We start from the raw sequence: 19,473 nt of genomic DNA, 5'->3' as shown, positions 1-19,473 counted from the left end.
TGACGCGGATCGACGATCTCGTGGTGATCGGCGCGGGCCCGTACGGGTTGTCCATCGCCGCGCACGCGGCGGGCGCGGGGCTCGGCGTACGGCTGCTGGGCCGGCCCATGGCCTCGTGGCGCGACCACATGCCCGACGGCATGTACCTGAAGTCGGAGCCATGGTCCTCCAATCTGTCCGCGCCGGACGGGCGGCACACCCTGGCCGATTACTGCGCCACGCGCGGACTGGTCGCGGAACACGGCACTCCGCTGCCGATCGACACGTTCAGTGCGTACGGGATGTGGTTCGCCCGGCAGTCCGCGCCGGAGGTGGAGGAGGTGACCGTCACGGAGGTGACCCCGCAGGGCGACGGCTTCCGCGTCCGCACCGCCGAGGGACCGCCCCTGCTCGCCCGTACGGTCGCCCTCGCGGTCGGGGTGATGCCCTTCGTCCACCACCCCGAGGGGCTGGCCGGGCTCCCGCCCGACCACTACTCGCACAGCAGCGGCCACCGCGACCTGACCCGCTTCGCCGGCCGCGAGGTCGCCGTGCTCGGGGCCGGGCAGGCGGCCCTGGAGACCGCCGCCCTGCTGGCCGAGCAGGGCGCCCGGCCGTGCCTGGTCGCCCGGCGTTCCCGGCTGAACTGGAACTCCGTCCCCCAGCCCCTGGACCGGCCCGCGCTGCGCGCCCTGCGCGATCCCCACAGCGGCCTCGGCACCGGCTGGCGCAGCTGGGTGTGGTCGGAGCTGCCCGGGGCGGTGCACAGGCTGCCCGCGTCGACCCGGGAGCGGATCGCGGCCACCGCGCTGGGCCCGGCCGGCGCCTGGTGGCTGCGGGACCGCTTCGAGCGGCGCGTTCCCGTCATGCTCGGGCACCGGCTGCAGCGGGCGGTCGCGGTGGGCGGGCGGACCCGGCTCGGGCTGACCAGCCGGGCGGGGGAATCCGTGGTCCTGGACGTCGCCCACGTCATCGCGGCCACCGGCTTCGTCCCGGACCTGGCCCGGCTGGAGCTGCTCGACGCGGGGCTGCGGGCGGGACTGGAGACCGTGGGGAACACCAGGGCGCCGGAGCTGAGTCCCGGCTTCGAGTCCTCGTGGCCCGGACTGTTCTTCGCGGGGCTGCTGGCGGCTCCCTCATTCGGCCCTTCCATGCGATTCGTGCACGGTGCGGGCTTCACGGCGGGGAGACTGGTGGGAGGAGTCCGCAAGCGCCTCGGTGCCCGGGGCCCGCGGCCGGGCTCCACCGGTGTCGCCCGGTTCGACCGGGCTGCTTCCCCCGGGCCTCCACCGGGGGTACCCCCAGGGCATCCGACGACGTATCTGCGGTGAGATCCGCGGTGAGAGGGGTCCGTGATGAGCGCGGAGCGAGCACAGGGCCGCGGCTGGGTACGCATTCCCGCCAGCCGCGCGGAACAGCCCGCCACGACGGCGAGGTCCGGCGGGTTCGAACGTGCCCCGCACGCGAGCCCGTACGGGGGTCCGTACGCGGGCCCGTACGTGACGGCCCCGTCGGCCGACCAGCCCACCATCTACCTTTCGGTCGTCAAGCGCTGGCGGGAGGCCGGGCGCACCCTTCCGGGGCATCCTGACGAGGAGTGGGAGCGGCTGATCTCGCAGCCGTGCTGGCCCGGCCGTTAGGTGGTGTCGAAGGTGGCAGCGGCGGAGCGCGAGGGACCCGAGCCGGTCCGGCGTCCCCCCGTGACCGCGCCCGGCGACCGGCTCGCGCTGAACGGCATGGGCAGCTTCGAGTGGGACCTGGGTGCCGGGACGGTGGCGCTGGACGAGGCCGCGATGTCCGTCTTCGACCTGGGGGCGGAGGAGTTCGACGGCACTCCGGAGGGGGTCGGGCTGCACATCCGCCCCGAGGACGGGGTCCGGCTGACCGAGACCATCGCGGGGGTCCTGGAGAGCGGCGGGGACACGTACGGCGCGTACTTCACGGTGCAGCGGCGCGACGGCCTCGACCAGTGGACGCACACCTCGGGCCGGGTCATGCGCGACGGCGAGGGACAGCCGCAGCGCATCGTGGGGATCGTCCGCGACGCGACGGCCGAGCTGGCCCATGCGACGCTGCTGCGCAAGCTGGAGGCGGCGCGCGCCCAGCAGACGACGATCGTGCAGCGGACCACGGAGGCCCTGTCGCGGGCGGTGACGGTGGACGACGTCACGGCCACGCTGACCGGGGCGGGCGCGCTGGAGCGGCTCGGTGCGGACGGGCTGGCCCTGGGGCTGGTCGAGGGCGGCACCATCAAGATCATCGCGCTGAGCGGGGAGTCGCTGGAGATCCTCAGCGAGCGGCGGTTCACCCGGCTGGACGGTTCGCTGCCGCTGTCGCACGCGGTGCTCACCCGGCAGGCACGTTTCGTCACCTCGCTCGCCGAGCTCGGTGGCGAGTTCCCGCTCCTCGCGGACTACCTGAACCGGATCCGGTTCGACGCGGCCGCCTACCTGCCGCTGATCGCGCAGGCCAAGGCGATCGGCGGGCTGGTCCTCTTCTACCGGCGGCGCAGCGAGTTCAGCCCGGAGGAGCGGAACCTGTGCCTGGGCCTGGCCGGCATCGTGGCCCAGTCCCTGCAGCGGGCGCTCCTCTTCGACCAGGAGCGGGAGTTCGCGACGGGTCTGCAGGCCGCCATGCTGCCGCGCCGGATCCCGGAGATCACCGGCGGCGAGATCGCGGTCCGCTACCACGCCGCCTGGAGCGGGCGGGAGGTCGGCGGGGACTGGTACGACGTGATCGCGCTGCCCCGGGACCGCGTCGGCATCGTGGTGGGCGACGTACAGGGCCACGACACCCACGCGGCGGCCATCATGGGCCAGCTGCGGATCGCGCTGCGGGCGTACGCGGGGGAGGGCCATCCGCCGTCCACCGTGCTGGCCCGGGCCTCGCGCTTCCTCGCCGAACTGGACACCGAGCGCTTCGCCACCTGCATGTACGCGCAGGTGGACCTGGAGACCGGAGGCGTACGGGCGGTCCGCGCGGGCCACCTCGGCCCGCTGATCCGGCACACGGACGGGCGTACGGGCTGGCCCAACGTGCGCGGCGGCCTGCCGCTGGGGCTGGCCTCGGCCTTCGAACACGAGGAGTTCCCCGAGACCCGGCTCGACCTGGTCCCCGGGGAGACCCTCGTGCTGTGCACGGACGGCCTGGTGGAGGAGCCGGGCACGACCATCACCCAGGGCATGGCGGCCCTGGCGCAGGCCGTGCGCAGCGGCCCGCAAGCGCCCGAGGCGCTCGCCGACCACCTCTCGGACCGGCTCTGGGAACGCTGGGGCTCCGGCGACGACGTGGCCCTGCTGGTGCTGCGCCGGGCCCCCGACCCGGGCACCCACCGGGCGCCGCGCATCCACCAGTACGTCCACCAGGCCGACCCGGAGGGCCTCTCGGAGGCCCGCTACGCCCTGCGCCAGGCCCTGCGCGACTGGGGCATGCCGGAACTGGCCGACGACGTCGAGCTGGCGGCCGGGGAGCTGCTGGTCAACGCCCTCCTGCACACCGACGGCGGGGCGGTGCTGACCATGGAGGTGCTGCCGGAGCCGGTCCGGCGGATCCGGCTGTGGGTCAAGGACCGCTCCAGCGTGTGGCCGCGCCGGCGCAGCCCGGGCGAGGCGGCCACCACGGGGCGCGGGCTGCTGCTGGTGGACGCGCTGGCCACGCACTGGGGAGTGGAGTCCCGGGGCGACGGCAAGGCGGTGTGGTGCGAGTTCACCGTCGGCGGCAGCCCCCGGAGCACCGGGTGACCGGGTGGTCACCCCGGGTTGTGGGGCGCCGGAGGCGGGGTGATGATGCGGTCCATGGAACGGATCGTGTTGTGCGCGGGCTGAGCAGGGCCGCCGTGACGGGAGTCCTGGCCGTGGTCCTGCTGGCGGCCGGGGCGCCGACCGTCGTGGACTGGACGACGGGGCGTCCGCACGCGGACGCCGAGTGCCGGTCGGTGGCCTTCATGTCGATGACGGACGTGGCCCCCGAGTGCCGCTGACGGCGGTCGGGGTGCGGGTGCGGCCGTAGGCCGCTGTGCCGGGCGGACCGGGTCTGCCGGGCGGGCCTGGCCCCGAGCGCCCGGTCCCGGTAGCGGCGGCTACCGGACGGGACGGGCGCTTGCCACGGGCCCGCCGCCGTTCAGTGCCCGGCGCGGACCTCGACGTCCTGCGTGTCCTGGGCGACCGTGGCGACCGATCGCGGCATCAGGCCCGAGAGGTGGATCTCCTGGAGCTCCGCGGTGACCTGCGCGTGGCCCGCGTGCAGGCGCTCGCCGAGGCCCAGCGCGCCGACCGGCAGGCCCTCGACGCGGCCCGGGGCGTGCGCCACCCACCTGCGCTCGGTGCCGTCGCAGACGGGCTGCTCCGCGTTGATGCTCAGCTGGGTGCCGTCCTGCTCGACGGTCGCCTTGATCTGCATCGCCCCTGAGGGTGACGCCTGCTCGCAGTGGTAGGTGCCGGAAAGGATGACGCCGCCGTCCCCTTCGATGTGAGCGTCATGATGTACGGAAATACCTTGGTTGAAAACGGTGGCCCCGGCCGGGACGGTGAATACCGTGGTGGCGGCCAGTGCGGAGAGAGCTGCCAGCGCCATTCGGCGGCCGGACATGAGCATTCTTCCTCCAGTGGGATCCGTGTGGCGGGAATCCGCCGGAACGCATTGTGCTGGCAGTTGGCCGCAACCGGTCGCACGCACTCCCCGGGCGAACTCGTGTCGGTGAGTGCAATTGCCCGCTCGGGCGCGTGAGACTGACCGAAATACATCCCGAAGGGACCGCGCATGCGTCAGTCCGCCGCCCGCCGCCACACCCCCGTCCTCGCCGCCGCCCTCCTCCCGTTCCTCCTCTTCGGTGCCACGGCCTGCCAGAGCGCCCCCGAGGAGGCCGCGCTCGCCCCGGCCGTGGCGCCCGCCGTCCCGGTGGACGACGGGGCGCCGGGCGCGGAGGCCCCCGTACGGACCGCCGTGAAGGCCGCCCATGTGGGTGACTCCGTCCGGGTGGACGGCACCCAGGTCGGCCGGCACCTCCAGGCCGTGCTGGCCTCGTACGTGGACCCCGCGATCAGCGTCGAGAAGAACTACGCCCCGCCCGCCGGCAAGCGCTGGGTCGCCGCCCAGATGTCCTTCGTCAACGTGGGCGGGACCTCGTACGGGGCCCTCGGACGCATGTGGGCGCACGACAGCGCGGGGCGGCGCCACCCGGTGGTGTCCACCGGTGAGCTGACCACCGGCAAACCGCTCGTCTTCGATTCCCTGGAGGTGGGTGAGCGGGCCGAAGGATGGGTGGTGTTCGAAATCCCGGAAAACACGCGCATTGTGCGCCTCCAGTACCAGGACGCGAACATGCGGGCGAATTCCGGAGAGGGATTCTGGGCGGTCTAGCCCGCCCGGGTGAAAGGCCGTGAAAGGCCCGGGGGCGGGACCACTAGGGTGCGGCGCATGACTTCTACTCAAGCCGAAATCGACCGGTCCCAGCTCGGCACCCTTTCGGTGCTCGCCTGGATCGGCGACCCCGAAGAGGCGCACGACATCCCGTACCTCCTCGCCTACACCCTCGGCGACGGCCCGAAGGGCCGGGAGGCCGGCGAGGCGGCCGCCCGCGGGCTGCTGGAGGAGATCGGCCTGCCCATCGGCGACGTGGTCATGGACGGCACCCTCAAGGCGGCCACCTTCCCCGTGCAGATCCTGCTGGAGGGCAACCAGATCGCGCTCACCCTGCCCGGGATGAACGCGCGCTGCACCGCCCCCGACGAGTGGGTCGCCGCGGCCGACGAGAGCGGGCAGGCGTACTTCCTCTTCGCCACCCGCGCCTGGCCGGAGGCCGTCCCGGGCCAGCCGGTCGCGCCGGAGACCCTGCAGGCGTTCGCGGGCGACGAATCGGTGCTCACCAGCAGCGCCCACTGCGTCCTCGCCGTGCGGCGCGTGCAGCGCTAGCCGTCCCGGGGGCGCCGTCCCACCGCTCCGGCCGCCGGGCTCCCAGCCTGCCCGGTGGCCGGTCCCTCTCCTTGCCGGGCCCCGTCAGGGGCGCTCGAAGGCGAACTTGAGCGAGCGGACCCGGTTGTCGAAGTTCGACCCCGCCAGATCCGGCAGCCCCACCGCGCGCAGCCCGACCGGCCGGGTGAGCAACTCGCGGAAGAGCGCCTTCATCTCCACCCGGGCCAGGTGCGCGCCCAGGCAGAAGTGCGGGCCGCCGCCGCCGAACCCCAGGTGCGGATTGGGCGAGCGGGTGATGTCGAAGGCGTCGGGGTCGGGGAAGACGGCCTCGTCGCGGTTGGCGGAGGCGTAGTACAGCACCACCTTGTCGCCCGGCCGGAACACGTGCCCGTCCATGGTGTGCTCGGCGGCCACCGTCCGGCGGAACTGGATGATCGGCGTCGAGTGGCGGATCATCTCGTCCACCGCGCCGTCCGCGTACTTCTCGAAGTCCGAGAGCAGCAGGTCCCGCTGGTCCGGGTGGTTGGTGAGCAGGGTCAGCCCGTGGGTGATCGCATTGCGGGTGGTCTCCACCCCGGCGACCATCAAGAGGGAGAAGAAGGCGCCGAGTTGGCGGGCCCCGAGGGCCTGGCCGTCCACGTTCGCGCAGACCAGCGCCGAGATCAGGTCGTCGGTGGGGTTCTTGCGCCGCTCCCGCCCGATGCCCGCCACCATCCGCTGCATGCGGGCGAGCGCGCGCAGCCCGCGCCCGGGCATCCGCAGCCGGGCCGTCAGGCCCCGTTCCACGCCGATGTTCTCGGAGGCGTGGTTGACGCGGTCGGCGATCTCGGCGCGGTAGTGCTCGGGGATCCCCATCATGTTGCAGATGACGTCCAGCGGCAGCCGGGAGGCCACCGCCGAGACGAACTCGTCCGGCTCGTCGGCGAGTACGTCGTCCACGATGCGGGCCGCCACCGCGTGGATGTCCTCCTCCGCGGCCGCCAGCAGGCGGGGCGTGAACGCCCGCTGCACGATCTTGCGGAGCTGGGCGTGGTCGGCGCCGTCCAGATTGACCATCGAGTCGCCGAACAGCGCACGGACCCAGCGGGCCGGTTCGGGGGTGGTCACACCGGGGGCGCTGGCGAAGACCTTGGGGAGCCGGCTGGCCTCCTGCACCTGGGCGTGCCGGACGAGGGCCCAGTGCCCGGGCCCTTCGGGGACGAAGACGGGGGAGCCGACGGCCCGCAGGCGGGCGAAGGCGGCGAGACGGTGGGCGGGGGGCTGCTGCCAGAAGCCGGCCTCGGCCAATTCCCTGCCGGGGTCTTCGCCGGGACGTTGTGGGGGGAGTGTCATGGCCTGGAAACGGCGGCGGGGGTTCGGGGGTTGCGGGGGCTCCGCCCCCGAACCCTCCCCAGACTTCGTCCGGGGGGACCCCCAGCGCCTCAAACGCCGGCGGGGCTGAACTTCAGCCCCGCCGGCGTTTGAGGCGCGGGTCCGGGCAGAGCCCGGCAACGGCGCCGCAGGTCAATCGAGCGTCCGGGACGACAGGGCTACGCCGACCGCCACGGTCGCGGTCGACACCAGGCCCGCCCAGAGCACCGCGTACGGCCCCGTCCACGCGCACGCGAGCGTCACCACGGCGGCGACCGGCAGCACCAGCTGCTCGGCGAGCCCGCGCTTGAAGTGGCGGGAGTGCAGGAGCCACACCATCACGAGGAACAGCGCGGCCGGAACCGTCACGGCCGCATTGGCGGCGAGCTGGGAGACGTGCGCCTTGTGGACCGCGTGCTCCACCGCCACCTCGATGCCGGCGCCGATCGCCGCACCCGAGGCGAAGATCAGTAGGTGGCCGTACCCCCATGGGATCGCCTCGCGGTTGGAGGTCAGGTGCTCGTGCATCGGTACGGCGAAGTAGATCCACCAGGCGGCGAAGACGATCAGCAGCCCGCCCGCCGCGATGGGCAGGAGCAGGTCGAGGGCCTCGTGCTCGTCGAGCGCCGACTTGACCGCGACCGTGCTCGCGGCGATCGTCTCGCCGAGCACGATGATGGTGAACAGGCCGTACCGCTCCACGATGTGGTGGGCGTGCCAGGGCGTCTGGTGCCCGTACTCGGCGATCACCGGAACGAGCAGCTCGCAGGCGGCCACGACCAGGAACAGCCACCGCTTCCAGTCGTCCGGGGCGAACAGCAGCGCTACCCAGCCGAGCTGGCAGAGCACCAGGCCGGCCGCGTACTTCAGCGCCGACGTGCGGGCCGTGCCGGTCTCCCCGGAGGCCGCCCGCAGCCACTGCGCCGTCAGTGCGACGCGCATGATGATGTAGCCGACGACGGCGACCTTCCAGTCGTTCTCGTCGAAGGCGCGGCTCACCCCCGCCGCGTAGACGAGCACACCGGCGATCTGCACCAGGGTCGCGATCCGGTACGGCACGTCGTCGCAGTCGTAGGCGGAGGCGAACCACGTGAAGTTCATCCACGCCCACCACACCCCGAAGAAGACGAAGAAGTACCCGATCACCCCGGTGACGGGATGGCCCTCCGCCAGCGAGTGCACCAGCCGCTGCCCGCACTGCGCGATCGCGACGACGAAGCAGAGGTCGAAGAACAGCTCCAGCGGGGTGGCCGCGCGGTGGTCCTCGTCGGGGCTGCGGGCGGTCATGGGGGAGTAGGCCATACCGGCCAGGAGAGCAGAGGGACCGGCCTCCGGCAGGCCGGACGCGCTGCCGGCGGCGCCCCTGTGCCCCGGGCGGCGGCTGCCCCGGGCGCGACCAACGCACTGCGGGTGACGGGACCTTGGCCATGGCACACCCCGAGAAGTACCCGCAGCTGACCATCCGGGTCAGCGGCTACGCGGTGAACTTCGTCCGGCTCACCCGGGACCAGCAGCTCGACGTGCTGAACCGCACCTTCCACGGATCGCTCTAGGGGTGCCCGCCATGACCGTCCTCCTCGGCCCGAACACCGCCCGCGCCGCCACCCCGGCGGCCCAGCGAGGGCTCGGTGCACTCCTGGGACCGGCCGTCCGCTGCGGCCGACCCTGGACTTCGCGCAGCGCCTCGCGGACCTCGGCAAGGACGTGCACCTGCGGTTCGTGTTCGTGCCGGGCCTCACCGACGCGCGCGAGAACATCGAGGGCGTCGCCGCCTTCGCGGGCTCCCTCGGCAACGTCTCGCGGGTCGACGTGCTGCCCTTCCACAAGCTCGGCGAGGGCAAGTGGCAGGCGCTGGACATGAACTTCACCCTGCACGACACCCCGTCGCCGACGGCGGAGCAGATGGCCGCGGCGAGGGCGGTTTTCGCGGCGCGGGGACTGACGGCGGTCTGACCCCGGTCGACCTCGTTCGGCCTAATGATCAGTACGATATAACGGGCTGAATTGGTATAAATCACCTAGCGTGGGGCTGTGTCCGAGCCATCAGAAGCCCTTGCCGCCCCGCCCCCGCCCCCCGGGGCCGGGGGCGCCGCCGAGGCCACGGAGCCCCCGCCGGACCCGACCCGGACCTTGCCCGGACCGGGCGCACGGCTGTCGGTCACCGCGCGGGCCACCCTGGCCGGCACCGTCGTCTCGCTCCTGCTCGTCGCCGCCATCGTGCTGGGCAGCCGGCTGCTGCGCGACTTCGACTCGGCGCTGCTGCCGTACGCCGTCGCCACCGTCTTCCTGGCCTTCGGCGTGGCCTACCGGTACACGGTCTGGGTCTCCGCCCCCGGCGCGCGCCGGCTCTTCAAGAAGGGCTTCGGCAGCTTCTTCTCGGCCGACAACTTCCGCAAGGCGCCCAGCGCCCTGCCGAAGATGATCGCCACCTACCTCGGCTTCCAGAAGTTCCTCGGCGCCCGCTCGCGCGGCCGCTGGATCGCCCACCAGCTCATCTTCTGGGGCTGCCTGCTGGCCGCGGCCATCACCTTCCCGCTGACCTGGGGCTGGTTCACCTTCACCTCCGACAGCGGCTCCGGCCCCGGCTACGAGATGCGGATCTGGGGCTACAAGGTGATCGGCTTCAACGCCCTGAACGTCCTGGGCTGGCTGATGTTCCACGGCCTGGACCTCGCCGCAGTGCTCGTCATCCCCGGGGCCTCGTACTTCCTGTGGCGCAGGATGAAGGACCGCGGCGCCATCACCGGGCAGCGCTTCGCCTACGACCTGCTGCCGCTGATCTGCCTGATCGTGATCTCCGTGACCGGTCTGCTGCTGACCTTCTCGTCGATCTTCCTGCACGGCGGCGGCTACGAGTTCCTGGCCATCCTGCACATGGTGTCGGTGGTGTTCACCCTCATCTACATCCCGTTCGGGAAGTTCTTCCACATCGTCCAGCGCCCGGCTGCCGTCGGCATGCAGCTGTTCAAGTACACGGCCCGCCAGGACGAACAGGTCTTCGCCTGCAAGCGCTGCGGGGAGCCCATCGACACCACCCCGTACGTGGAGAACCTGCGCGGCACGATGCAGGACCTCAAGCTCGACTTCAACGCCTTCGTCGAATACTGCCCGCGCTGCAAGCGGGTCCTGCGCGGCAACGCCTATCTGACCCAAGTCAAGAAGGGCTTCAAGTGACCGCGACCGACCCCGCCAAGGCCGGGTCCCGGCCCGTGCCGACCCCCCTCGACCCCTCCATCGCCCCGCCCGGCACGCGCAACTTCCGCGACGCGGGCGGCATCCCCGCCGACCAGTGGCACGCCGATCAGAACGGCGAGACCCTCGTCCCCACCCACTGCTGCTTCTGTGGAGTGCAGTGCGGGATGTACCTGCGCGTGGACAAGGGCGGCAAGGTCTTCGGCGTGGAGCCCCGCAACCACGACATCAACCGGATGCGGCTGTGCCCCAAGGGGATCAACGCCTACCAGCAGGTCAACCACCCCGACCGGCTGACCGTGCCGCTGATGCGCCGCTCCCGGGACGAGGAGTTCCGCGAGGCCTCCTGGGACGAGGCCCTGGACTTCACCGTCTCCGAGATCCGCCGGATCCAGGGCGCCCACGGCAACGACGCCTTCGGCCTGCTCGGCGGCGCCAGCCTCTACTCCGAGAAGACCTACCTGGTCGGCAAGTTCGGCCGGGTCGCCCTCAAGACCCGGCACGTCGACTACAACGGCCGCCTGTGCATGGTCAGCGCCGCGGGCGCCAACAAGCTGTCCTTCGGCATCGACCGGGCCGCCAACCCCTTCTCCGACATCCTCCTCACCGACTGCCTGCTCATCGCCGGGTCGAACGTGGGGGAGTGCTTCCCGGTGATGACCCAGTACGTCTGGGGAGCCCGCGACCGGGGCGCCGCCCTGATCGTCGTCGACCCGCGGGAGACGGCCATCGCCCGCACCGCCGACGTCCACGTCGCCCTCAAGCCCGGCACCGACTCGGCCTTCTTCAACGCCGTGCTCCACGTGATCGTCGCCGAGGGCCTGACCGACGAGCCGTACCTCGCCGCCCACACCACCGGCTGGGACGAGGTCAGGAAGACCGTCCAGGACTACCCGCCCGCCCGCTCCGCCGGGATCTGCGGGATCCCCGAAGCGCAGATCGTCCAGGTGGCCCGGATGTTCGGCGGCGCCGGCAAGGCCATGGCCTTCCACGCACGCGGCGTCGAACACCACTCGCAGGGCGTCGAGAACTGCCTGTCCATCATCAACATGTGCGTGGCCACCGGGAACCTCGGCCGACCCGGCGCCGGCTACGGCACCATCACCGGCCAGGGCAACGGTCAGGGCGGCCGCGAGCACGGCCAGAAGGCCGACCTCCTCCCCGGCGGCCGCTCCATCCTGAACGAGGAGCACCGCCGCCAGATCTGCCGGATCTGGGGCATCGAGGAGTCCGAACTCCCCACCGCCGGCACCTCCATGATGGAGATGGTCTGGCAGATGCGGCGCCAGGAGATCCGCGGTCTGATCGGCATCTGCAACAACCCCTTCGTCTCGCTCCCCCACTACGCGACGGTCAAGCAGGGCTACGACACCCTCGAATTCCACGCCCAGTTCGACTTCTTCCTCTCCGAGACCGCGACCAACGCACACGTGGTCTTCCCCGTCACCGTCTGGGCCGAGGACGAGGGAGTCATGGCCAACACCGAGGCCCGCGTCGTCAAGCACAACAAGGCGCAGGAGCCCCCCGCCGGGGTGCGCACCGACACCTGGGTGATGTGCGAACTCGCCAAGCGCCTGGGCGCGGGCGACAAGTTCGCCTTCACCGGCTCCCGTGAGGTGTTCGACGAACTGCGCATCGCCTCCGCCGGCACGGTCAACGACTACTACGGCATCACCTACGAGCGCCTGGAGGAGACCGGCGGCATCATGTGGCCCTGTCCCTCCACCGATCACCCGGGCACCCCCCGGCTGTTCGAGGGCGGCAGGACCTACCACCCCGACGGCAAGATCCACCTGCAGGTCGTCGAGTGGCACGCGCCGATGGACCCCTACACCGAGGAGTACCCCCTCTCCCTCACCACCGGCCGCACCGTCGCGCACTTCCTCTCCGGCAACCAGACCCGCCGCCTGGGCGCCCTCGTCGAACAGACCCCGCGCCCCTGGGTGGAGGTCCACCCCTCGCACGGCTACCGGAACGGCGATCCGGTCCGCGTGGTCACCCGCCGCGGCAGCGAGGTCTTCCCGGCCCTGGTCACCGAGGCCATTCGCCCGGACACGGTCTTCATCCCGTACCACTGGCCGGTGCCGACGGCCGCGAACGCCCTGACCATCGACGCCCTCGACCCCCGCTCGAAGATCCCCGAGTACAAGGTCTGCGCCGCCCGGATCGAGCCCGCCGAGCGGATCGACGAGGTCCCCGCGCCCCCCACGGCCCCGGGCCACGAGGCCTATCCGGAGACCCAGGTCTCGCGCACCGATCCCCTGCCCCCCACGTCCTCGCAGGGCCGTGGCACGGCGGAGAGGAGCTGACCCGCCATGATGGGCCGCACGATCTTCATCGATCCCGGCCGCTGCATCGGCTGCCAGGCCTGCGTCTCCGCCTGCCGCGAATGCGACTCCCACCGCGGCAAGTCGATGATCCACCTGGACTACACCGACGCCGGTCACACCGTCGCCTCCCTCCCGACCGTCTGCATGCACTGCGAGGACCCGGTCGCGCCCTGCGCCGAGGTCTGCCCCGCCGACGCGATCCTGGTGACCGCCGACGGCGTGGTCCAGCAGGCCGACACCACCCGCTGCATCGGCTGCGCCAACTGCGTCAACGCCTGCCCCTTCGGCGTCCCGAAGATCGACCTCCAGGCGAAGCTGCAGATGAAGTGCAACCTCTGCTACGACCGCACCGCCTACGGCCTGGCCCCCATGTGTGCCACCGTCTGCCCCACCGGCGCCCTCTTCTACGGAACCCTCGAGGAGCTCCAGGCCGAGCGCCCCGGCGTCCAGGTCGCCGACTCCTTCGTCTTCGGCGACGTGATGGTCAGCACCGGAGTGGCGATGGTCGTCCCCGCCGACAAGGTCCAATGGCCGGTTCCCGGAGGCCTGCCCGTGGTCGAGGTGAACGGAGTCGATGTCCGATGAGCGTGACCGAACAGCCCCCTCCGTCTCCCGTCCCGGGCCCCGAACCCGACGGGGACGGGGCCGCCGACCGGTTGCGCGACCGGATCAGCGCCGACTCCCTCACCACCCGCCGCGACTACCTGCGGATCGTCGCCACCGTCTCCGGCGGCCTCGCCGTCGGCGGTGTCGGTGTCGCCGCCGGCATCCTGCACCGGCACGGCGACAGCGAGGCGCTGCCCGAGCCCAAGAAGGTCACCGACCGGCTGGCGCCGGGCCAGTCCGTGGCCTTCCGCTTCCCCGGCGACGAGGACCGGGCCCTCGCCGTACGGCTGAGCGACGGCTCCCTCGTCGGCTACTCCGCCGTCTGCACCCACCTGGCCTGCGCCGTGCTGTGGCGCGAGGACCGCGGCGCCGACGGGGAGCTGTACTGCCCCTGCCACGAGGGCGTCTTCGACGCCCGCACCGGCGAGGTCACCGCGGGCCCGCCACCACGGCCGCTCCCCAAGGTCTTCCTGACCGAACAGGCGGACGGCAGCGTCTGGGCCCTCGCCACCTCCCGGTCGGGAGAGCCGGCCAAGGAGGCCCTCTGCCGGCAGTTCGGCGATTCCCACCCCGAGGCCGCCCAGCAGCTGGGCTGCCCCGGCGCGGGCCGGGGCGGCGCGAGCGCCCCGTCCGAGAAGGGGCGGACATGAGCGACGCGCCGGTGCCACCGCGCCCGGAGTACCACCCCGGCAGTGCCCGGCCCCGGCTGAACCGGCCGGTGCGGGAGCGGTATCCGCAGATCCGCTCCACCAGCGGGTACGGAGACCCGCGGATCCGGCACACCGGCCCCGGCCCCGGGGCCGGCACCGAGCAGGAGCCGGAGCGGTCCTCGAAGCTGAACGCGCGTCTGGCCCTGGCCCTCACCGTGGTCATCGGACAGCTCTGGGCGCTCACCGTCACCGTCAACGAGTGGATGAAGGGCAACACCGGTACGGCCTGGTGGGGCGCGGGATTCCTGATCCTGTCCTTCCTCGTCGTGATCGGACTGTGGCTCCTCGACCCGAAAGACCGATGACCACGTCCATACCCACGCCCACGCCCAGCCCGCGCCCGGTGCGCTCGCATCGCGTGGAGACCTGCAAGCCCGGCGTGACCATCGGCGACTGGCGGCCCGAGGACGACGGCTTCTGGGCCGCGGCCCTGAAGCAGTCGGAGATGGAGGCGGGCGCCGTCACCGGCTTCCACGCCAGCTGCCTCGCGGTCTGCTGGTGGTTCTACGCCCGCAGGGGAGCCGAGGCCCCCGGCTGGGCCGGGCCGCGGGCGGGGGCGGCCGTACCCTGGAGGCATGAGCAGCGCCCCCGCCTCCGACCCGCAGTCCTCGCGTCCCGCCCCCGAGGCCGACCGGCCCCGGCCGAAGCCGAAGCTGGTCTTCGACGACCCGCTGGACCAGCAGTCCTCGGACGACACCGACCGCGGCTGGGGCGAGCGGCCGCCCGCCGGCGGAAGCGCGGGCGACCTGGCCCGCTTCCTCGACGAGAAGCCCCCGCACCACATCTGATCCGCCGAGGCGGCCACGACGGCCGGATCGGCCGTATGGGCCGGACCGGTCAGAGCCCGCCGCGCGAACCCGGGTGGCCGCTGCCGCCGCCGTTGGCGCGCTGCGCGACCAGCTCGTCCCGGATCTCCTTGAGGACCTCCAGCTCGGTGATCTCGACGAGCTCCTGGACGCCCTCCCGGGCCTTGCGGCGGGCCTCCTGCTTGGCCAGGTACTTCGCCATCGGCAGCACCATGAGGAAGTACACGACCGCCGCGGTGATCAGGAAGGTCAGCGTGGCGTTCAGCACGGAGCCCCAGAGGATCTCCACGCCCGTCGGCTGGCCGTTCGGGCCGATTTCGCAAGGGCTCTTGATGCAGGACTTGTAGCCGTCCAGGCTCTGTGTGCCCACCGCGCCGATCACCGGGCTGATGATCCCCTTGACCACCGAGTTCACGATGTTCGTGAACGCGGCGCCGATCACCACGGCCACCGCCAGGTCGACCACGTTGCCGCGCATCAGGAAGGCCTTGAAGCCCGCCAGTACGCTCTCCTTCTTCTTCTCGCTCACCACTGAGCCTTTCTTCACATGTGCCGAACACGGAGCCAACGGTTCCGAAAGTTACGGCAGTCCAGGCGCGGCGTGTCCAATCGAGCCGCATCTCCCGGTGAATTGACCGACCGCGCGTGCGAATCAACACAACGTCACCGCCAGTCGCGTCACGGCGCCCGCTCCCACGAGATCCCGCGCGGTGTCCCGGGGCACGGACAGGACCACCAGCGCCCCACCGTCCCCCACCCCCTGCTCGGGACGGGGCACTTCGGCCACCCGGGCCCCCGCGGCCACCACCTTGGGCGGCCCGGCGCGCTCCGCCGCGACCACGTCGACCCGGTCCCCGGGCCGCAGCAGCCGCACCGTCGCGGCGTCCGCGATGCGCACCGGGGCCGACACCATCCGCACCGCCGCGGGCGGAGCGGCACCGTGCGAGGCCCGTACCGGCGGTGGCGCGGCGCCCCGCGAGGCCTGTGCCTCCGTCCCGCCCACCGCCAGGGCCGCCGCCAGGACGGCCAGCCCGGCCGAGACCGCCCGCCGCCTGCGCCGCACCGCTCGCCGCAGCCGGTCCCCGCCCCGCCCCACACGGAGCGGCGGGAACGGCGGAACCGGGCGCGCGGGGGGACACGCGGGGAGACACGCCGAGGAAGTCGAAGAAGTCGAAGAAGTCGAAGAAGCCGTGGAGCAAAGGGACATGACGAACACCACCAGACCGAGTGAGTTGCCGTGCCCGGACCCGTCGCCCGGACACCTCCCACGATCCGGCCTCCCCGGGCATCCCGCCCGAGCCTGTGGACGGTCCCCAGCCTGTGGACAACCCCGTCACCCGCAGGAGTTAACAGGCGGCCCGCGCCCGCCGCAGCGCCGCCACCGGGTCCGCGGCCCGCGCGATCGACCGGCCCACCACGACGTGCGAGGCCCCGGCCGCGAAGGCGGCCTGCGGTGTCCCCGCCCGCGCGTGCCCGCCTGCCGCGCCGCTTGCCGAGCCATCCGCCGCGCCGCCTGCCGCTCCGCCCGTCGACCCGTCCGGTCCCAGCGTCACCCCCGGCGTCACGATCAGCCGGTCCGGTCCCAGCATCCGGCGCAGCGGCCCGGCCTCCCGCGGCGAGGCGATGACCCCGTCGCATCCCGCGCCCACCGCCAGCCGGGCCAGCCGCAGCACCTGCTTCTCGGCGTCCGCCTCGATGCCGACGTCGGCGAGGTCGCCGGCCGTCATGCTGGTGACCACGGTCAGCGCGAGCACCCGCAGCCGCGGGAACTCCCGCGCCGCCTCGACCGCCGCGGCCATGATCCCCGTACCGCCCATGCTGTGCACGGTCACCATGGACGCGCCGAGCGCGCCGGCGGCCCGGACGGCGCCGGCGACCGAGTTCGGGATCTCGAAGAGCTTCAGGTCGAGGAAGACCTCGTGTCCCCGCTCGGCCAGGTCCCGTGCGAGCCCGGGGCCTGCGGCGGTCAGGAGCTCCAGGCCGATCTTGTAGGAGCCGCACGCGTCGCCGAGGCGCTCGACGAGCTCCTCGGCGGCCCGGCGGTCGGCGAAGTCGAGGGCAACGATGACCTCGCGGTCGGCGATGACCTCGCGGCCGGAGAAGGGGAAGTCCGTGTTCACGCCGTCATTGTCGGGGTCACGGTCGGGCCGGGATCCGGCAGGCCTCCGCGAAGCCCTGGCTGGTCAGGCCGAAGGCGCTGTTGACGCGCGAGCGCCAGTTCTCCAGGGCGACCATCGCGGTGAGCTCGACGAACGCCGCCTCGCCGAGCCGCGCGATCAGTTCCGCCGCGAGCTCGTCCGTGACCGCCGGCTCGGTCTCGGTCATGGCCTCGGCGTACTCCATGACCAGCAGTTCCAGGTCGGTGAACACCTCGGGGGCCTCCCGCCACCGCGGCACCTGCTCGATCTTCTCGGCCGGCATGCCCTGCTCGTGGCCCTCCCAGTAGCCGAAGTCCATGCACCACGAGCAGTTGATGCGGGCCGCCGCCGCCATCACGGCGAGGTGCTTGAGGCCGGCGTCGAGCGCGTTCCACTTCGCCGCCTGCTGTTCCAGGCGGACGTACGAGAACAGCACGCGCGAGTGGTGCCCGTAGGCCTGGCCGGGGTCGAGCACCTTGCCGTACGTACGGCGCGAGTACCAGGAGCCGATGCGCATGAGGAGGGTGCGGGGCGGGTTGAGCGAGATACGCGGCATGACGGTCATCTCCCGGGCAGGGGCGGTCTTGTTTCCGCCTTCACCAAGGAGGACCGGACAGCCGCGGCGTATGTGACAGTCGCTACGCGCTCTCCCCGCCGAGCCCGGCGCGGTCCATCCCGAGCGCGCCGAGGAGCCGGGCCGTGAGCTCCTCAGCGAAGGCCTCGGAGCCGGTGAGAGCGGCCCGGATCCCGTCCGGGTCGGCGGTCAGCCCGGCTGCGGCCGCCCAGTCGAGCGCGCCCGCCAGGGCCGCCTCCACGGGGAACCGGTCGACGGGTATCTCGTAGTCCTCGGCGGTGTCCCGGTTCAGCAGTGCCTTCCAGCGGCCCCCGGCGAAGGTGGCGGCCTCGACGAAGCCCACGTCGCTGTCGAGGTAGGCCACCGTGAGCACCGGCGCCCCGGTCCGCCGCGCCAGCACCGCCGTGGCGCCGTCCGGCTGGTCCGGGTAGTACACGGCCGACCAGCCGCCGCCCAGGTCCGCGTCGCCGTCGACGTCCGCGCACCCGGCCTCGGCCGCGAACTCCCGCAGCTCCGCCACCGTGGCATGCGCCACGGCCATCCCGCCCCGATTTCCCATGCGCGCAGGCTAGGGGAGGCCACTGACAACGCTGCCGCGAAGCCTGCGGCAGGGGGACTACGGCAGCTCGATGCCCAGGTCCCAGCCGTCGTGCGCGTGCGTGCACAGGCAGGCGCGGGACTCCGTCGGCGGCAGGGCCGCCACCGCGTCGAAGAGGACCTCGCGCAGCCGCCCGACGTTCTCGCCGAACACCTTCAGGACCTCGGTGTGGGAGACGCCCTCGCCCGTCTCGGCGCCCGCGTCCAGGTCCGTGACCAGGGCCATCGAGGTGTAGCAGAGCCCCAGCTCGCGCGCGAGGATCGCCTCGGGGTGCCCGGTCATGCCGACGACCGACCAGCCCGCCGCGGCGTGCCACTGCGACTCCGCGCGCGTCGAGAAGCGGGGCCCCTCGATGACGACCATGGTTCCGCCGTCGACCGGCTCCCAGTCCCGGCCGCGAGCCGCCGCTATCGCCACCGACCGGCCCACCGGGCAGTACGGGTCGGCGAAGGTGGTGTGCACGACGTTCGGAACGGAACCGTCCGGCAGCGGCTCCCCGTCGAAGAAGGTCTGCACGCGCGACTTCGTACGGTCGACCAGCTGGTCGGGAACGAGCAGCGTGCCCGGCCCGTACTCGGCCCGCAGGCCGCCGACCGCGCACGGGCCCAGCACCTGGCGGACGCCGACCGAGCGCAGGGCCCACAGGTTGGCCCGGTAATTGATCTTGTGCGGCGGGACGGTGTGGCTGCGTCCGTGCCGGGGGAGGAAGGCCACCTGGCGGCCGGCCAGCTCACCCACGTACAGGGAGTCGCTGGGGGCCCCGTACGGGGTCTCCACCTGGATCTCGGAGACGTCCTCCAGGAAGGAGTAGAAGCCCGAGCCGCCGATGACACCGATCTCTGCGTTCACCATGCGGCCCACCCTAACCGGGCATGCCGAAGGCCCCGCTGCCCGGTCAGGGGCGGGCGGGGCCTTCGGCGAAGCGATCAGGCGGCCGACGTGGAGCTGCTGCTGCTCGACGACGTCGAGGAGGACGAAGCGGCAGGCGCGGCGGCGGTCGACGTCGTGGACGAGGACGAGCTCGAGGCCGGCTTCGAGGCAGGTGTGCTGCTCGACGAGGCGCCACGGCTGTCGTTCCGGTAGAAACCGGAGCCCTTGAAGACGATGCCGACCGCGGAGAACACCTTCTTCAGGCGTCCGTCGCAGCTCGGGCACACGGTCAGTGCGTCATCGGTGAACTTCTGCACGGCCTCAAGGCCCTCACCGCACTCGGTGCACTGGTACTGGTAGGTCGGCACGAATTTCCTCCTGGCACTCTGACTCAATGAGTGCTAACGACG

23 protein-coding genes and 1 pseudogene are annotated in these 19,473 nt (G+C 72.5%); 14 read left to right on the top strand and 10 right to left on the bottom strand.

The window, feature by feature from the left end:
* The first annotated feature begins 8 nt into the window (after positions 1 to 8).
* From ACIPYQ_RS15765 to ACIPYQ_RS15750, 4 genes are all read left to right on the top strand, one after another.
* Positions 9 to 1,310 (top strand): NAD(P)-binding domain-containing protein, encoded by a 1,302-nt coding sequence (locus ACIPYQ_RS15765; protein WP_401251840.1) that lies wholly within the window; start codon positions 9 to 11, stop codon positions 1,308 to 1,310.
* A 24-nt stretch (positions 1,311 to 1,334) separates the two neighbouring features.
* Complete coding sequence (locus ACIPYQ_RS15760) at positions 1,335 to 1,619, top strand: hypothetical protein (protein WP_401251054.1); 285 nt, start codon at positions 1,335 to 1,337, stop codon at positions 1,617 to 1,619.
* A gap of 12 nt (positions 1,620 to 1,631) precedes the next feature.
* Complete coding sequence (locus ACIPYQ_RS15755; RefSeq protein WP_401251051.1) at positions 1,632 to 3,719, top strand: SpoIIE family protein phosphatase; 2,088 nt, start codon at positions 1,632 to 1,634, stop codon at positions 3,717 to 3,719.
* A gap of 71 nt (positions 3,720 to 3,790) precedes the next feature.
* Positions 3,791 to 3,958, top strand: coding sequence for a hypothetical protein (locus ACIPYQ_RS15750; RefSeq protein ID WP_361759877.1), 168 nt, complete (start codon positions 3,791 to 3,793; stop codon positions 3,956 to 3,958).
* 140 nt (positions 3,959 to 4,098) lie between these two features.
* On the opposite strand, the gene ACIPYQ_RS15745 is transcribed toward ACIPYQ_RS15750, so the two are convergent.
* Positions 4,099 to 4,566 carry a DUF6299 family protein gene (locus tag ACIPYQ_RS15745; RefSeq protein WP_401251048.1) on the bottom strand — a complete coding sequence of 156 codons (468 nt, stop codon included), beginning with the start codon at positions 4,564 to 4,566 and terminating at the stop codon, positions 4,099 to 4,101.
* Between the two features lie 171 nt (positions 4,567 to 4,737).
* Between ACIPYQ_RS15745 and ACIPYQ_RS15740 the strand changes: the two genes are divergently transcribed.
* Complete coding sequence (locus ACIPYQ_RS15740; protein WP_361759883.1) at positions 4,738 to 5,337, top strand: hypothetical protein; 600 nt, start codon at positions 4,738 to 4,740, stop codon at positions 5,335 to 5,337.
* Positions 5,338 to 5,394: 57 nt separating this feature from the next.
* Positions 5,395 to 5,889, top strand: coding sequence for a DUF5949 family protein (locus ACIPYQ_RS15735; protein WP_033223804.1), 495 nt, complete (start codon positions 5,395 to 5,397; stop codon positions 5,887 to 5,889).
* An 84-nt stretch (positions 5,890 to 5,973) separates the two neighbouring features.
* Here ACIPYQ_RS15735 and ACIPYQ_RS15730 read toward each other — a convergent pair whose 3' ends face one another.
* Entirely contained in the window at positions 5,974 to 7,221 is a 1,248-nt protein-coding gene (locus tag ACIPYQ_RS15730) for a cytochrome P450 (protein ID WP_401251044.1), read from the bottom strand.
* Positions 7,222 to 7,392: 171 nt separating this feature from the next.
* Entirely contained in the window at positions 7,393 to 8,541 is a 1,149-nt protein-coding gene (locus tag ACIPYQ_RS15725) for a low temperature requirement protein A (protein ID WP_401251041.1), read from the bottom strand.
* Between the two features lie 122 nt (positions 8,542 to 8,663).
* Here ACIPYQ_RS15725 and ACIPYQ_RS15720 point away from each other — a divergent pair.
* The 8 genes and pseudogenes from ACIPYQ_RS15720 to ACIPYQ_RS15685 form a co-directional block, all read left to right on the top strand.
* Positions 8,664 to 8,792: pseudogene (locus ACIPYQ_RS15720) on the top strand (glycine radical domain-containing protein); the annotation flags it as partial.
* 151 nt (positions 8,793 to 8,943) lie between these two features.
* Positions 8,944 to 9,192, top strand: a complete 249-nt coding sequence (locus ACIPYQ_RS15715; protein WP_401251038.1) for a hypothetical protein — start codon at positions 8,944 to 8,946, stop codon at positions 9,190 to 9,192.
* Positions 9,193 to 9,270: 78 nt separating this feature from the next.
* Complete coding sequence (locus ACIPYQ_RS15710) at positions 9,271 to 10,413, top strand: MFS transporter (RefSeq protein WP_401251035.1); 1,143 nt, start codon at positions 9,271 to 9,273, stop codon at positions 10,411 to 10,413.
* The gene (locus ACIPYQ_RS15705) at positions 10,410 to 12,740 is read left to right on the top strand and encodes a molybdopterin oxidoreductase family protein (protein WP_401251032.1); all 2,331 of its coding nucleotides are present in this window, start codon (positions 10,410 to 10,412) and stop codon (positions 12,738 to 12,740) included. The genes ACIPYQ_RS15710 and ACIPYQ_RS15705 overlap by 4 nt, the downstream gene beginning before the upstream one ends.
* Before the next feature lie 6 nt (positions 12,741 to 12,746).
* Positions 12,747 to 13,346, top strand: coding sequence for a 4Fe-4S dicluster domain-containing protein (locus tag ACIPYQ_RS15700; protein WP_361759899.1), 600 nt, complete (start codon positions 12,747 to 12,749; stop codon positions 13,344 to 13,346).
* Positions 13,343 to 14,017 (top strand): ubiquinol-cytochrome c reductase iron-sulfur subunit, encoded by a 675-nt coding sequence (locus tag ACIPYQ_RS15695; protein WP_401251029.1) that lies wholly within the window; start codon positions 13,343 to 13,345, stop codon positions 14,015 to 14,017. The genes ACIPYQ_RS15700 and ACIPYQ_RS15695 overlap by 4 nt, the downstream gene beginning before the upstream one ends.
* Positions 14,014 to 14,382 (top strand): hypothetical protein, encoded by a 369-nt coding sequence (locus tag ACIPYQ_RS15690; protein WP_401251026.1) that lies wholly within the window; start codon positions 14,014 to 14,016, stop codon positions 14,380 to 14,382. The genes ACIPYQ_RS15695 and ACIPYQ_RS15690 overlap by 4 nt, the downstream gene beginning before the upstream one ends.
* A gap of 270 nt (positions 14,383 to 14,652) precedes the next feature.
* Positions 14,653 to 14,865, top strand: coding sequence for a hypothetical protein (locus ACIPYQ_RS15685; protein WP_361759907.1), 213 nt, complete (start codon positions 14,653 to 14,655; stop codon positions 14,863 to 14,865).
* Between the two features lie 49 nt (positions 14,866 to 14,914).
* Here the strand turns inward: ACIPYQ_RS15685 and mscL are convergent, their stop codons facing one another.
* The 7 genes from mscL to ACIPYQ_RS15650 all read right to left on the bottom strand — a co-directional run bounded on the left by mscL (position 14,915) and on the right by ACIPYQ_RS15650 (position 19,431).
* Positions 14,915 to 15,412 (bottom strand): large conductance mechanosensitive channel protein MscL, encoded by a 498-nt coding sequence (gene mscL / locus ACIPYQ_RS15680; RefSeq protein ID WP_401251023.1) that lies wholly within the window; start codon positions 15,410 to 15,412, stop codon positions 14,915 to 14,917.
* Positions 15,413 to 15,535: 123 nt separating this feature from the next.
* The gene (locus ACIPYQ_RS15675) at positions 15,536 to 16,090 is read right to left on the bottom strand and encodes a hypothetical protein (protein ID WP_401251020.1); all 555 of its coding nucleotides are present in this window, start codon (positions 16,088 to 16,090) and stop codon (positions 15,536 to 15,538) included.
* A 139-nt stretch (positions 16,091 to 16,229) separates the two neighbouring features.
* On the bottom strand, positions 16,230 to 17,003 hold the full coding sequence (pyrF, locus tag ACIPYQ_RS15670) for an orotidine-5'-phosphate decarboxylase (RefSeq protein WP_401251017.1): 774 nt from the start codon (positions 17,001 to 17,003) through the stop codon (positions 16,230 to 16,232).
* 16 nt (positions 17,004 to 17,019) lie between these two features.
* Positions 17,020 to 17,577: a carboxymuconolactone decarboxylase family protein gene (locus ACIPYQ_RS15665; protein WP_401251014.1), complete on the bottom strand. Its 558-nt coding sequence runs from the start codon at positions 17,575 to 17,577 to the stop codon at positions 17,020 to 17,022.
* Between the two features lie 82 nt (positions 17,578 to 17,659).
* Positions 17,660 to 18,154, bottom strand: a complete 495-nt coding sequence (locus tag ACIPYQ_RS15660; protein ID WP_401251012.1) for a hypothetical protein — start codon at positions 18,152 to 18,154, stop codon at positions 17,660 to 17,662.
* A 57-nt stretch (positions 18,155 to 18,211) separates the two neighbouring features.
* The gene (locus ACIPYQ_RS15655) at positions 18,212 to 19,045 is read right to left on the bottom strand and encodes an S-methyl-5'-thioadenosine phosphorylase (RefSeq protein ID WP_401251009.1); all 834 of its coding nucleotides are present in this window, start codon (positions 19,043 to 19,045) and stop codon (positions 18,212 to 18,214) included.
* Positions 19,046 to 19,119: 74 nt separating this feature from the next.
* Entirely contained in the window at positions 19,120 to 19,431 is a 312-nt protein-coding gene (locus ACIPYQ_RS15650) for an FmdB family zinc ribbon protein (protein ID WP_319727952.1), read from the bottom strand.
* Positions 19,432 to 19,473: the final 42 nt, after the last annotated feature.

Source organism: Streptomyces sp. NPDC090045 (assembly GCF_044747975.1).
GTDB lineage: Bacteria > Actinomycetota > Actinomycetes > Streptomycetales > Streptomycetaceae > Streptomyces.
Note: the sequence above shows the minus strand (reverse complement) of the source record. Positions and strands in the feature narration are given on the sequence as shown.

Coding starts and splice junctions, on each gene's coding strand:
- ACIPYQ_RS15685 (WP_361759907.1), top strand. CDS start 14,653: ATGAGCAGCGCCCCCGCCTCCGACCCGCAGTCCTCGCGTCCCGCCCCC.
- ACIPYQ_RS15730 (WP_401251044.1), bottom strand. CDS start 7,221: ATGACACTCCCCCCACAACGTCCCGGCGAAGACCCCGGCAGGGAATTG.
- ACIPYQ_RS15675 (WP_401251020.1), bottom strand. CDS start 16,090: ATGTCCCTTTGCTCCACGGCTTCTTCGACTTCTTCGACTTCTTCGACT.
- ACIPYQ_RS15760 (WP_401251054.1), top strand. CDS start 1,335: ATGAGCGCGGAGCGAGCACAGGGCCGCGGCTGGGTACGCATTCCCGCC.
- ACIPYQ_RS15695 (WP_401251029.1), top strand. CDS start 13,343: ATGAGCGTGACCGAACAGCCCCCTCCGTCTCCCGTCCCGGGCCCCGAA.
- ACIPYQ_RS15690 (WP_401251026.1), top strand. CDS start 14,014: ATGAGCGACGCGCCGGTGCCACCGCGCCCGGAGTACCACCCCGGCAGT.
- ACIPYQ_RS15725 (WP_401251041.1), bottom strand. CDS start 8,541: ATGGCCTACTCCCCCATGACCGCCCGCAGCCCCGACGAGGACCACCGC.
- ACIPYQ_RS15740 (WP_361759883.1), top strand. CDS start 4,738: ATGCGTCAGTCCGCCGCCCGCCGCCACACCCCCGTCCTCGCCGCCGCC.
- ACIPYQ_RS15665 (WP_401251014.1), bottom strand. CDS start 17,577: ATGCCGCGTATCTCGCTCAACCCGCCCCGCACCCTCCTCATGCGCATC.
- ACIPYQ_RS15700 (WP_361759899.1), top strand. CDS start 12,747: ATGATGGGCCGCACGATCTTCATCGATCCCGGCCGCTGCATCGGCTGC.
- ACIPYQ_RS15745 (WP_401251048.1), bottom strand. CDS start 4,566: ATGTCCGGCCGCCGAATGGCGCTGGCAGCTCTCTCCGCACTGGCCGCC.
- ACIPYQ_RS15655 (WP_401251009.1), bottom strand. CDS start 19,045: ATGGTGAACGCAGAGATCGGTGTCATCGGCGGCTCGGGCTTCTACTCC.
- ACIPYQ_RS15735 (WP_033223804.1), top strand. CDS start 5,395: ATGACTTCTACTCAAGCCGAAATCGACCGGTCCCAGCTCGGCACCCTT.
- ACIPYQ_RS15660 (WP_401251012.1), bottom strand. CDS start 18,154: ATGGGAAATCGGGGCGGGATGGCCGTGGCGCATGCCACGGTGGCGGAG.